The organism is Nonomuraea sp. NPDC051941, from assembly GCF_044593615.1.
In genome coordinates, this window is the sequence record NZ_JBIUCF010000073.1 from 37,391 (window position 1) to 49,642 (window position 12,252).

11 protein-coding genes are annotated in these 12,252 nt (G+C 71.8%); 5 read left to right on the forward strand and 6 right to left on the reverse strand.

The window, feature by feature from the left end; translation table 11 throughout:
* The first annotated feature begins 197 nt into the window (after positions 1 to 197).
* From ACIHFD_RS61790 to ACIHFD_RS61800, 3 genes are all read left to right on the forward strand, one after another.
* Positions 198 to 914 (forward strand): FadR/GntR family transcriptional regulator, encoded by a 717-nt coding sequence (locus ACIHFD_RS61790; RefSeq protein WP_397374922.1) that lies wholly within the window; start codon positions 198 to 200, stop codon positions 912 to 914.
* Between the two features lie 152 nt (positions 915 to 1,066).
* A complete protein-coding gene (locus ACIHFD_RS61795; protein WP_397374923.1) occupies positions 1,067 to 1,246 on the forward strand; it encodes a hypothetical protein in 180 nt (59 codons plus the stop codon).
* 36 nt (positions 1,247 to 1,282) lie between these two features.
* Entirely contained in the window at positions 1,283 to 1,936 is a 654-nt protein-coding gene (locus tag ACIHFD_RS61800) for an HAD family hydrolase (RefSeq protein WP_397374924.1), read from the forward strand.
* Between the two features lie 18 nt (positions 1,937 to 1,954).
* On the opposite strand, the gene ACIHFD_RS61805 is transcribed toward ACIHFD_RS61800, so the two are convergent.
* On the reverse strand, positions 1,955 to 2,941 hold the full coding sequence (locus ACIHFD_RS61805) for an aldo/keto reductase (protein ID WP_363972620.1): 987 nt from the start codon (positions 2,939 to 2,941) through the stop codon (positions 1,955 to 1,957).
* Positions 2,942 to 3,022: 81 nt separating this feature from the next.
* Entirely contained in the window at positions 3,023 to 4,222 is a 1,200-nt protein-coding gene (locus ACIHFD_RS61810; protein WP_397374925.1) for a cytochrome P450, read from the reverse strand.
* A 180-nt stretch (positions 4,223 to 4,402) separates the two neighbouring features.
* Between ACIHFD_RS61810 and ACIHFD_RS61815 the strand changes: the two genes are divergently transcribed.
* Positions 4,403 to 5,146 (forward strand): hypothetical protein, encoded by a 744-nt coding sequence (locus tag ACIHFD_RS61815; protein WP_397374926.1) that lies wholly within the window; start codon positions 4,403 to 4,405, stop codon positions 5,144 to 5,146.
* A gap of 11 nt (positions 5,147 to 5,157) precedes the next feature.
* Here the strand turns inward: ACIHFD_RS61815 and ACIHFD_RS61820 are convergent, their stop codons facing one another.
* From ACIHFD_RS61820 to ACIHFD_RS61835, 4 genes are read right to left on the reverse strand one after another with little or no spacing between them, the layout of a single operon-like run.
* The gene (locus ACIHFD_RS61820; RefSeq protein ID WP_397374927.1) at positions 5,158 to 6,363 is read right to left on the reverse strand and encodes an SGNH/GDSL hydrolase family protein; all 1,206 of its coding nucleotides are present in this window, start codon (positions 6,361 to 6,363) and stop codon (positions 5,158 to 5,160) included.
* Between the two features lie 13 nt (positions 6,364 to 6,376).
* Complete coding sequence (locus tag ACIHFD_RS61825; RefSeq protein WP_397374928.1) at positions 6,377 to 7,672, reverse strand: FAD-binding oxidoreductase; 1,296 nt, start codon at positions 7,670 to 7,672, stop codon at positions 6,377 to 6,379.
* A gap of 31 nt (positions 7,673 to 7,703) precedes the next feature.
* Positions 7,704 to 8,408, reverse strand: a complete 705-nt coding sequence (locus ACIHFD_RS61830; protein WP_397374929.1) for an SDR family oxidoreductase — start codon at positions 8,406 to 8,408, stop codon at positions 7,704 to 7,706.
* Positions 8,402 to 8,854, reverse strand: coding sequence for a carboxymuconolactone decarboxylase family protein (locus tag ACIHFD_RS61835; protein WP_350726930.1), 453 nt, complete (start codon positions 8,852 to 8,854; stop codon positions 8,402 to 8,404). Before ACIHFD_RS61835 ends, ACIHFD_RS61830 begins: the two co-directional genes overlap by 7 nt.
* 133 nt (positions 8,855 to 8,987) lie before the next feature.
* Between ACIHFD_RS61835 and ACIHFD_RS61840 the strand changes: the two genes are divergently transcribed.
* Positions 8,988 to 11,918 (forward strand): AfsR/SARP family transcriptional regulator, encoded by a 2,931-nt coding sequence (locus ACIHFD_RS61840; protein WP_397374930.1) that lies wholly within the window; start codon positions 8,988 to 8,990, stop codon positions 11,916 to 11,918.
* Positions 11,919 to 12,252 lie beyond the last annotated feature (334 nt).

The following is a 12,252-nucleotide window of genomic DNA, read 5'->3' on the forward strand; positions in this document are numbered from 1 at the left end:
AGCCGCGATCGGGCCGGTCATGCCCGTCCCAAGCGCCCTTGGGCATGATGCTGACCACGGCCACGGTGGTTGACCTTGGTGAGACGCCGTGCTGAGCTCCGTATGACGGTGGTCGCTGGTCAGCATGTCAGGTTGCCTAGCCGCTTGATATGATGCCAACGAGCGCACAAACGGTCACAAAAGAGGAGCATCGAGTAGTGACAAGTGGCAGCGCGAGGTTCTCGGTGACTCCGGTGGTCAAGAGGAGCGCGGCCGTCCAAGTCGCCGACCAGCTCGTCGCGGCGATCCGCGACGAGCAGCTCAAACCCGGCGACAAGCTGCCTTCCGAGCGCGAGCTGGCGCAGAACTTCGCGGTGAGCAGGCCCACCATCAGGGAGGCGCTCGCCGCCCTGGAGCTCGCCGGGCTGGCCAAGTCCCACAAGGGCAGGGGCACGGTGGTCACGGGCACCGCGGCCACCGTGGCGACCTGGGGCGTGGAGGTGCTGCCGCCGCAGGTGTTCGAGGCCAGGCTCGCGATCGAGCCCGCCCTGGCCGCGCTGGCCGCGGAGAAGCGCCACCCGGAGGACCTGGAGCTGCTCGAGGCCACGCTGGCCAAGCTGGAGACCGAGTACGCCGAGACCGGCGCCTACGCGAGCGACCTGCCGGTGCACCGGGCCATCGCCCGCGCCGCCCGCAACCCCCTGCTCGAACAGGCCCTCGAAGAGGCGCTGCGGCATGTCGCGGGGCCGTTGTGGCAGGAGCTGCGACGCCGCGCGCTGGCCGAGGCCAGTGCCCGCGACGGCCACGTCCAGGAGTCGCGCGCGGTCATCAGGCACATCCGGGAGGGCAATGCCGCCGAGGCGGCGGAGGTGTGGCGCCGGCACCTCCTGACCTACCGCAACGAGATCCTGGGGGCCGCCGCCACCGACGGCTGACCCGCGTCCGCACGACGAAGACCCGCCTGTACCGACAGGCGGGTCTTCGTCGTGCCCGCATGCGGCGGCGTGAAGTCAGGTTGCCTGACAGGTTTCCGGCACGTCCGACAGGACATGCACGACGTAATTTACATTTCCCTCTCTTGACACACTTGATCTGGCAAGAAAGTCTGGCTGACAACTTACCAGGCAACCTTTCAAGTGAGGGGCCGGCGAGAACTTCCGCCTCGGCGGCGCGCCACCTGAGGATCACGCACGGCCTGCGGGCCGGCTACCTCGACGCCGCGCTCGACGGCATCTCCCGAGCCCTCCGCAAGCTGAACACCGTCTGATCTCCGAGCGGGGTGCCCTGACATAATCGGACAACCATGGGCATCCTGCATATCTTCGACATGGACGGCACCCTCCTGGCCGGATCCACCGCCAGCCTCGAGATCGCCCACCACACCGGCACCACGCCGCGGCTCCTCGAGATGGAGGCCCGCTTCGCCGCCGGCGAGCTCGACACCCGGGGCTTCTCCGCCGCCCTCCCCGGCCTCTGGGCCGACCTCACCCCCCAGGTCGTGGCCGCCGCCTACGCCGCCGCCCCCTGGCTCGGCGGCATCGCCGAGGTCTGCGCCGACATCCGGGCCCGCGGCGAACACTCCCTGGTCATCACCATGGCCCCGGACTTCTTCGCCCGCCACCTGCTGGAGCTCGGCTTCGACGAGGTCGCCGCCTCCAGTTTCCCGCCCCTGCCCTTCACCGCGCCCCTGGACCCCGGCGGCGTCCTGACGCCCGCCGACAAGGTCCGCATCGCCGACAGCACCCGCGCCCGGCTCGAGCTCGGCCGCGAGCAATGCCTGGCCTACGGCGACTCGATGTCGGACGCGCCGCTGTTCCGCCACCTGCCGCACACCGTCGCCGTCAACGCCGACCACCACCTCGCCGACCTCGCCGCTCTGGACTACCGCGGCGACGACCTCACCGAGGCCTACCGCCTGGCCCGCACCCTGCTCCCCACCGTCACCCCGACGCCCTGAGCCATGGGGGTCTGGCGGTCAGCGGCCGTCCAGCAGGTGGACGGCATCGCCGTAGATGGCCGGGCTCCGATCCACCTCCTCGACGAAGTCACGCGGGAAGCCGAGCTCGAACTCCACCGCCGACTCCAGCCGCCGCACCGCCTCCTCGGGCAGCACGAGCCCCGAGGCCCCCAGGTTGTCCTTGAGCTGGTCCACGCTGCTCGCCCCGACGATCGGATGCACCCCACGCCCGAGCACCCAGGCCAGCGCCACCTGCGAGGCCGTGACACCCAGCTCGCCGGCCACCTCGACGACCGCGCGCGCCGCCGTCCGGTCCCGCTCGCTCAGGGAGTCGGGCGACACGCGGGAGGCCGGCGCGCCGGGCTCGTTGTACCTGCCCGACAGCACGCCGCGCTCGAGGGTCCCCCACGCCGTCACGCTCATCCCGTACGCCTGCGCCATCGGCAGCAGCTCCCGCTCCGCGTCCCGCCGCAGCAGGCTGTACGGCACCTGCAATCCCGCGAACGGCGTCCACCCGCGCCACTCCGCCAGCGTGTTGGCCCGGCTGGCCAGCCAGGCCGGGGCGTCCGAGATGCCGGCGTAAAGGATCTTCCCGGCGCGGACGGCGTCGTCCAGCGCGCGCATCGTCTCCTCGATCGGGGTGTGCCGGTCCCAGACGTGCACCCAGAAGAGGTCGACGTAGTCGGTACGCAGCCGGCGCAGGCTCTGCTCCAGCGACAGCACGAGGTTCTTGCGGTGGTTGCCGGCGGCGTTGGGGTCGGTGCGGTCGCGGGTGCCGGTGTACTTGGTGGCCAGGACGAAACGGTCACGGCGTCCTTGGAGCAGCTCGCCGACGACGTTCTCGCTCTCGCCGTACATGGAGGCCGTGTCGACGACATTGCCGCCGGACTCGGCGTACAGGTCGAGGATGCGCCGCGCCTCCGGCGACACCTCGCGGTAGGTCATCGCGCCGAGGAACAGCTCGGAGACCCTGAGCCCGGTCCGGCCCAGCAGACGGTAACGCATGCACAGCACCTTTCAGCCACTCGGCCCTCCATGATTCACGACCCGGACACAAGCGTCGAATTCGGCGTGCTTCACCGCGCCTCATGAGCTCCGTACGGGGAGGCCGGTCAGGCCGTGCATGAGCAGCCCCGGACGCCAGGCCAGCCGCTCCTCGGGGACGGCGAGCCGCAGGCCGGGGAAACGCTCCAGCAGGTGGCGGAAGGCCACCGCGCCTTCGGTCCTGGCCAGCGGGGCGCCGAGGCAGTAGTGGATGCCGTGGCCGAACGCGACGTGCTGGCCCGGAGCGCGGGTGACGTCGAGGCGATCGGCGTCGGCGAACTGCGCCGCGTCCCGGTTGGCCGACAGGAAGGACACCAGCACGAGCTGTCCCGCCGGGATCTCCGTGCCGCCGATGGTGACCGGCTCCTTGGTGAACCTGAGGGTGGACGTGCTGACCGGCCCGTCGTAACGGAGGAACTCCTCGACCGCCGCCGGCAGCAGCCCGGGGTCCGCGCGGAGCTTGGCGAGCTGGTCGGGGTGGCGCAGGAGCGCGAGCGCCCCGTTGCAGATCAGGTGCACGGTCGTCTCGTGGCCGGCGACTGTGAGCAGGAACGCGGTGTCGACGAGCTCCCGCCCGCTCAGCGCACCCTCCTCGTCCTGGGCCTGCACCATCGCGCTGAACAGGTCATCGGCCGGCGCGGCCCGCCTGGCCTCGCAGAGCTCGCCGAGATAGGTGATGAACTCGGTGGCGGCCCGCACGACCACCTGCGGATCCAGTACGGCGCCCTCGATGGTGGTGTTGGACCACTTGATGAGCTGCGGCCAGTCGTTCTCGGGGATGCCGAGCAGCTCTCCGATCACCATGGCGGGCAGAGGCACGGCGTAGTCGTGGAGCAGGTCGAACTCCGGGCCCACCTTGTCGAGGAGGCTCGCGCTGATCTGCTCGACACGGGGCCGCAACGCCTGGACGCGGCCCGCCGTGAACACCTTGCCCACCAGCCGCCGCAGGCGCGCGTGGTCGGGCGGGTCGACGAAGAGCATGTTGTGGGGCACCACGGCCTCGTAGCCGCTGCTGTCGCCGCCCTCCAGCTCGTTCGACTTGATCATGTCCGGGTTGTTCGTGAAGTCCTTGCTGAGGCGCGGGTCGGTGCAGGCCGCCTTGACGTCCTCGTACCGGCTCACCACCCAGACCCGTACACCCTGCGGGGTCGCGGTGCGATAGACGGGGCGCCCTTCGCGGAGCCGCGCGAATACGGGATGCGGGTCACGGAAATAGTCCTCATCGAACAATGTCTCGATCATCGTCACCCTTTCGCGCGCGGAATGGCAGGCGTCCACCTTATGTACGGGATCGCCCCTAGGCTATTTCCGTTTACCAGCTCCTGTTTTCGGCCGCCCGAAATCAGGAGCTCGGTCTCGCTGCAACGTTTGTGGCATGATCTGCAAGGGAATCGAGCGGGCTATCCAGAAAAAAGCGTGACGATGACAATCGAAAGCCGTCGCAGGCGGGCCCGCTTATACGGCGTCCTCGCGGTAATAGCCGTGGCCGCGGCTTCCGTATATCTCAGTCACGGCACGGACGAGGTGAGCCCGGAACGCGAGTCCCGGACCACGGCGGCGCCCGTGGTCGCGAGCGCACGGGAGACCAAGGACCCGGAGTTGGTGAAGTCCTGCGAGGACGTCCCCGACGAGAAGGGATGCGAGAAGGAAGAGGCGACGTACGAGCGCTGCGCGGCGTCCGGCTTCGCCGGCCGCCGGTGCCGCGACAGCGACGCCCTCCACCGCGACCAGCAGGCTTTCCTGGCCGACTGCCGCCGTGCCGACGTGATCCGGCCGTTGCCGAACACGTGCGCCGAGGGCGCGGAGCCTGTCGGGGAGGCTTACCGGTACTGCCGGTTCCTGGGCAGGTCGGCGCTCCGGTGCGACGGATCCGCGAGGTATGCCGCCTGCCTCTATCGGGGCGGCGGGAAGATCTGCGCCGATGCCGCCCCGGTCTACCGCGCCTGCCAGACGCGGAGCGTCAACGGCGCGAAGATCGCTCGTCGCTTCTGCATCGAAGGCGACATCCAGTACCAGAGATGCCGGCACGCGCACAGCGTCGGCTCGGGCAGCGACATGTGCCGGCCGGTGACAGCCGTCTACATCGACTGCCGACCGGGCGCGGAGGTCGAGGCGTGCGAAAAGGCGCGGGACGACTACGCCAAGGCGCATTATCCCCGGCGCTGATCACCCAGCCCTCAAAGGGTGTGCAGGTCGACGGCGTCGGCCATGGCCCGGTAGCCGGCGGGGTTCGGGTGGAGGTGGTCTCCGCTGTCGAAGGCCGGCCGGATCCGATCGAGGTCGGCGGGGTCGGCGACCGCGCGTTCGAAGTCGGCGACCGCGTCGAATTCGCCGCCGGTCCGGATCCACGCGTTGACCGCGTCGCGGACGGCCTCGGCCTCGCCGGGGAGACCGGCCGGCAGGAGGGTGCCGCCGATGACCCGGACGCCTCGCGCGTGGGCGGTGCGGATGAGCCGCCGGTAGCCGTCGATCAGGTCGGCGGCGCTGACCTTGACCACGGGGGTGGTGCAGGGGGTGGGGTCCTGCATGCCCAGGAGGATGTCGTTGATGCCCTCCAGCACGATCACGGTCTTGACGCGAGGTTGGCCCAGAACGTCCCAGCGGAAGCGCGTCAGCCCGCGCTCGCCCAGGCACGCCGAGTCGTTGAGCAGGCGGTTGCCGGCGATGCCGAGGTTGAGCACCGGCCGCCGGCCGTTCAGCCTGCGGGCCAGCGCGTCCGGGTAGCGGTCGTCGGCGTCCTGGGTGGCGGCGTATCCGTCGGTGATGGAGTCGCCGAAGGTCGCCACCGCGGCCGCGCCGCCGTACACGTCCACTCCGGACAGGTAGAACCAGGAGCTGTTGGTCTCACCGAAGGCGGCCGCGCCGAGGTCGCGGGTGTGGTCGCCGGAGGCCCGGTAGGAGGTGGCCATGGCCAGGTTGTGGTAGGTGGCCGGTCCTGTGGCGCCCTGGAAGTACAGCGTCACGGTCAGCCGCTCTCCCGGCTCGACCGCGAGCCGGACGGGATCGCTGGCGACCTGCCCGCCGGTGGGGACGGCGACGGAGGCGGCGTGTGCGAAGGTCAGCGGGCGGAGCGTGCCCGCCTGTACGGCGGCGCCCGCGCCGGCCTTGCCCACGCTGGCGCCGGTGAGCTGGAGCGGGGTGGTGCCGTAGGCGTTGGAGAGCCGGATCCGGACCGCCGAGCCGCCGGCGGTGACCCGGACCGCCTGCCGTACGGAGTGGTCGGCGAAGCCCTTCTCCGCCCAGGTGGGATACCACACGTCGGCCGACGGCTGCTGGACGCCGGTCGCCCAGGCCGCCGCCCACCTGCCGGTCGCCGCGTCGGCGGGTGCCGGTGCCGCCGCCAGGGCGGCCACCAGCGCGGCGGCAGTCGCGATTTTCAGCATGTTGGTGCTCTTTTCAGTCCAGGACGGGGAAGTTGGCGCGGAAGACGCCGTAGGGATCGCGCCGGCGCTTGATCTCGCGCAGCCGGGCCAGGGTGTCGGCGGGGAAGGCTTGGGCGGCGTCGTCCGCCGGCGCGAGGAAGGTGTACGGCTTGCGGCCGCTGACCGCCTGGCCCAGCGCCTCGACCAGGGCCGCCTGCCTGGCCCGTACCGCATCGGCCAGGTGGGGCAGCCGCAGGCCGAGCAGGTAGAGCATGTACGGCTCCGCCAGCGCGCCACCCGCGCCACCGGCGGGATCGGCCTCGGCCAGCGCCCCGCCGAGATGCCGGACCTGCAGGTTCAGCAAGGGTGCGAGTTCGGCCTCCGCGAGGGCCTGCACCGGCAGGTCGGTCAGAAGTTCGGTGCGGGCCAGCATGGGGCTGGGCTCGACCGGCTCGGCCGCGATCGTGCCCAGGTCGGCGATGTCCATGGAGCCGCGGCTGTCGGAGAGGCTGCCGCCGATCTCGTCGAAGGCGGCCAGCAGCGCCTTGGCCTCGGCGTCGCCGCCGAGGTAGGTCACGTCCACCGTGACCAGCGGCGGCGCGGGCGGCGGCGGCGCCATCCGGTTGATCCACACCGACAGCTCGCGTGGCGCGTCCGCGGTGATCCGGCGGAAGGCGTCGAACACCGCACCGGCGCGGGCGGCCGGCCAGGTGATGCGCCCGCCGTACACGCTGGGCGCCGGGTACAGCGCCAGCTCGATCGAGGTGACCAGCGCGTAGTCGCCGCCGCCGCCGCGCAGCGCCCAGAACAGGTCGGCGTCGGAGTCGCCGGTGACCCGTACCTGCTTGCCGTCGGCGTCGACGATCTCGAAGGCGCGCACCGAGTCGGCGGCCCAGCCGTACATGCGGCCGAACCACGAGACGCCGCCGCCGGCGACGAACCCGGCGACCGTCACGGCCGGGCTGCTGCCGGCCGGCCCAGTGAGGCCGTGCCTGCCGGTCTCGGCCAGCAACCGGCCCCACCGCACTCCGGCGCCGACCCGGGCGACGCGCGCCCGCGCGTCGACCTCCACCCGGTCCAGGCGGCCGGTGCGCAGCAGGATCACACCCTGCGCGTCGCCCGAGGCGCCATGGCCCGACGGCTGGGCGGTGACCGTCAGCCCGGCTTCGCGGGCGTACCGCACCAGCGCCGCCACATCCGCCGCGTCCTCGGCCTCGACGACGGCGGACACCGGCTGGTGGACGCCCACCGCCCACGGGCGGGCCGCTTCGTCGAACCCGTCCTCGCCGGGAAGCAGCACACGCCCCCGGACCGCATGACGTAGATCCATAGCTGTCGTCTCCTTACGGGATCACCTGGGGTTACCAGGGAAGAGGGCCTTCGTGCTGGACGAAGGCGGCGGTGGGGCCGTCGGCGTCCAGCAGGGCCATGGCCACGATCGGGGCGGCGCCCTCTTCAGGGGTCTTGATGCCTTCGTTGTGGTTGATGTCGGTCTTGACCCAGCCCGGGTCGACCGCGTTGACCTTGATCGGGGTGTCCCACAGCTCCTTGGCGTAGGAGACGGTGATCATGTTGAGGGCGGCCTTGGAGGAGCAGTAGACGAGGTTGAGCATCGGCCACAGCGGATGGGACTGGTCCAGGGTGCGCCCGATCGAGCCGCGTTCGCTGGAGACGTTCACGATGCGTCCCGCGGGTGAGCGGCGCAGCAGCGGCAGCATCGCGTTGGTGACCTCGATGACGCCGAACACGTTCGTCTCGTAGACCTGGCGGGCCTGCGCGGTGGTGGCCTGGCTGGGCGGCCCGTCGTCGAAGGTGATCCCGGCGTTGTTGACCAGGATGTCGAGCTTGCCGTACTCCTGCTCGATCCACTCTGCCGCGGCTCGGACGCAGGCCGCGTCGGTGACGTCGAGCCGTACGTACGGCAGGCCGAGCCGCTCGGCCGCGGCGCGCCCCCGCTCCTCGTCACGGGCACCGATGATCGCGGTGACTCCCGCGTCGGCGAGCTGGCGGGCGATCTCGGCACCGATGCCCTTGTTCGCGCCCGTGACGAGCGCGACCGCTACCATGCCGCACCCGCGATCTGCCGGGTGGAGGCGTTCAGGCGGTTCCACAGGTTGACGGTGGAGATCGTCATGATCAGCGCGGCGAGCTCGGTCTCGGAGTAGAGGTCGGCGACCTCGTCCCACAGCTCGTCGCCGACCTGGCCGCCATCGGCGAGCCGGGTGACCTGCTCGGCCAGTGCCAGCGCGGCGCGCTCGGCGTCGGTGAAGTACGGCGCCTCGCGCCACGCCGCCACGGCGAACAGCCTCTCGTCGCTCTCGCCCGCCTTGCGCAGGTCCTTGGCGTGCATGTCGACGCAGACGCTGCAGCCGTTGATCTGGCTGGCCCTGAGCAGCACCAGGTCCACGGTGACCTTGGGCAGCCCGGCCTGGTCGGCGGCCTTGCCGAGGTCCAGGAGCGCCTTCATGGCGCCGGGGAGGACGAGGGCGGGGTTCTTCATGCGTGCCTGCATGGGAGCCTCCTCATGCGTGGTGATCGGCTGATGTGACCAGCATGGGGAGGGCGATCCATACGATCGCGATGCGATGTCGATGCATCGCCTATGGGGGCCTCTGTTACCAAAGGGGCAAATGTATGATTCGCGGGTGGATGTGCGGCTGACGATCCTCGGCCCGGTCGAGGTGTCAGCCGGTGACCGATCGCTTCCCGCCCTGGCCCCGCGTCACCGCGCGTTCCTGGGCTACCTGCTGCTGCATGCCGGCGTCGTGCTGAGCGTCGAGCGGCTGATCGACGCGATGTGGGGGCCGACGCCGCCGGACACGGCCCGTGCGCAGGTGCACGCCGCGTTGACCGCGATCCGCCGTACGCTGCGCGCCGCGGACGCGGTCCACCTGGTGCAGACCCGGCCGGCGGGATACGTGATCACTCCGGGGCCGGGGCAGCTCGACCTGCGGGAGTTCGCCAGGCTGGTGGCGAAGGCGGACGCCGAGCTCGCAGCCGAGACGGCCGCCGGGCCGGGCGCGGCCGTGCGGACGCTGCGGGAAGCGCTTGCCCTGTGGCGTGGGCCCGCCTTCGCCGACGTCCAGGCCCATTTCGCCGAGGGCGCCAGGGCCCGGCTGGAGGACCAGCGGCTGGCCGCGATCGAGCGGCTGGTGGAGCTGGAGCTGGCCGCCGGAAGGCACGCGGAGCTCATCGACCTGCTGGCCACCGAGCTGGCCGCGCATCCCTTACGGGAACGGCTGGCCGGACAGCTGATGCTGGCCCTGTGCCGCGCCGGGCGTCAGGCGGACGCGCTCGCCGTCGGCCGTGACTATCGCCGCAGGCTGGCCGAGGAGCAGGGACTTGATCCGGGCCGCGCCTTCCTGGCTGTGGAGGAGACCGTGCTACGCGGTGACCCACCCGCGTCTGCCGTCACCCGCCCCGCGACGCCCGCCACGGCCACCGCCATCCGGCCCGCAGAGCCCGCCGCAGCTACCGGCATCCGGCCCACGGAGCCCGCCACGTCCGCCGACGTCCGGCTCGCGCAGGCCGAACCGTCCGCCACCGCGACCAGGCCCGTGGCGGCCAGGCCCGTGATGCCCAGGCCGGTGGCGGCGTTCCTTCCGTACGACATCGCCGACTTCGCCGGCCGTTCCGTCCAGCTGGTGGAGCTGTGCGAGGGCGCCTCCCAAGCGGTGACGATCGCCGCCATCGACGGCATGGCCGGCATCGGCAAGACCGCGCTGGCCGTCCACGCCGCGCACCGGCTCGCCGACCGCTACCCCGACGGCCAGCTCTTCATCGACCTGCACGCCCACACGGCGGGCCAGCGCCCGCTCGGGCCCGCGGAAGCACTGGAGGCACTGCTGCGGCAGCTCGGTGTGGCGACCGAGCGCATCCCCGCGTCCATGACGGAACGGGCCGCCCTGTGGCGGGCCGAGCTGGCCGGCCGCCACGTGCTGCTGGTCCTGGACAACGCCGCCGACACCGCCCAGATCCGCCCCCTGCTGCCCGGGGCCTCGAACAGCCTGGTGCTCATCACCAGCCGCCAGCGGCTCACCGACCTGGACGGCGCGCGAACCCTGTCCATGGACGTGCTGCCCCTGCCCGACTCCGTCGCGCTCTTCACCGGCATCGCGGGCGAGCGCGCGGCCGCCGAACCCGAGGCGGTCGCGGAGGTCCTGCTGCTGTGCGGGTTCCTGCCGCTGGCCGTACGGATCGCCGCCACCCGCCTGCGGCACCGCCCCCGCTGGAGCGTCGCCCACCTCGCCGAACGCCTGCGGGACGAGCGCCGCAGGCTCACCGAGCTGGCCAGGTCGGAACGCGGCGTGGCGGCCGCGTTCACCCTGTCGTACCGGCAGCTCACCGCCGACCAGCAGCGGCTCTTCCGCCTGCTCGGGCTGCATCCCGGCCGCGACATCGAACCCCACGCGGCCGCCGCGCTCGCCGATCTCCCGGTGGAACGCACCGAGGACCTGCTGGAGGACCTGCTGGATGCGCACATGCTCCAGCAGCGCGCCTTCGGCCGCTACACCTTCCACGACCTGCTCCGCCACTACGCCGCGCAGCTCGCCGCCGAGCAGGAGCCGCCGCATGTCGGGCAGGCGGCGCTGACCCGGCTGCTCGGCCACCAGCTGTCCACGGCGTCGGCCGCCATGGACGTGCTCTACCCCGACAGCGCCCACCGGCGACCGCGCATCGAGCGAACCGCGCCGCCGCCGGTCCCCCTCCAGGACGCGCCGCAGGCACTGGCCTGGCTGGACGCCGAACGGGCCAACCTCGTCCTGGCCGCCGATCGCGACCTGACGCACACCGGCCTGCTGGCCACCACGCTGTACCGCTACCTCTACGACCACGCCCACCACGGCGATGCGCTCGCTCTGTACGGCAAGGCACTGCAGGCCGCCCGCCGCCGCGAGGATCCGACCGGTGAAGGGCGGGCACTGACCGATCTCGGCTGGGTGCACCAGGTGCAGGGCAGCCATGACGTCGCCCGTGACCATTTCCAACGAGCCCTGGCCGCCTGCCGTACATCAGAGGATCTGCGAGGTCAGGCTCGGGCGCTGGTCGGCATAGGCCAGGTGAGTACGGACGAAGGCGAGCACGAGCGGGCCAGGGAGGCGAACCTGCGCGCCCTCGAGCTGTTCCGCGAGATCGGCGACCGCTTCGGCGAGGCCGTGACGCTGGACTACCTCGGCATCGTCCACGAGCGGCTGGGCCAGTACGCACGCGCGGCCGACCTGCACCGCCAGGCGCTGGCGCTGTCCCGGGAGATCGACAGCCGAGGCGGTGAGGCCGACGCCCTGGACAATCTCGGGGTGGCCTGCACCCGGCTGGGCCGCCACGCCGAGGCCCGTGACCATCACGAGCAGGCGCTGGAGCTGTATCGGCGCTTCGGCTACCGGCGAGGCGAGGCCAAGGCACTCAACAACCTGGCCGAGGTCGCGGCGACCACGGGCGACCCCGGCCAGGCCGTACGCCTGCACACTGCCGCCCTCGACCTGGCCGTGGAGCTGAACAACCCAGGCGAGGAAAAGCGCGCCCGCCAGGCCCTCGCCCGGCTCCTCCCCGTATCGGAACCCTCCGACCACAGGTGATCGGCACCTCGACGACAAAGCTCCCATCCCCCAACACAGAACCGATGATCGCGATGACGATCCACTCGTCCCACTGACCAGCGGCCCCACCGCCACGGGGGACTCGCTGACGGCGGCCGCGGTGTGCCTGGTCCGCCGCGCGTCGCGGGCGTGGTGCGCGGCGCGTTGGATGGTGTGCTCGCCCTGCCGAAAGTCCGCGGCACCTCGTTATCAGGTGGCCCGCTCGTCTGCGGTGTCGTCAGGTGCCGCCGGCCAGGGCATGCGGTGGACAAGGCTGTCGCGCAGCCGGGTGAGAGTGGCGATGCGCTTCTCCAGCTCAGCCACCCGCTGCGCG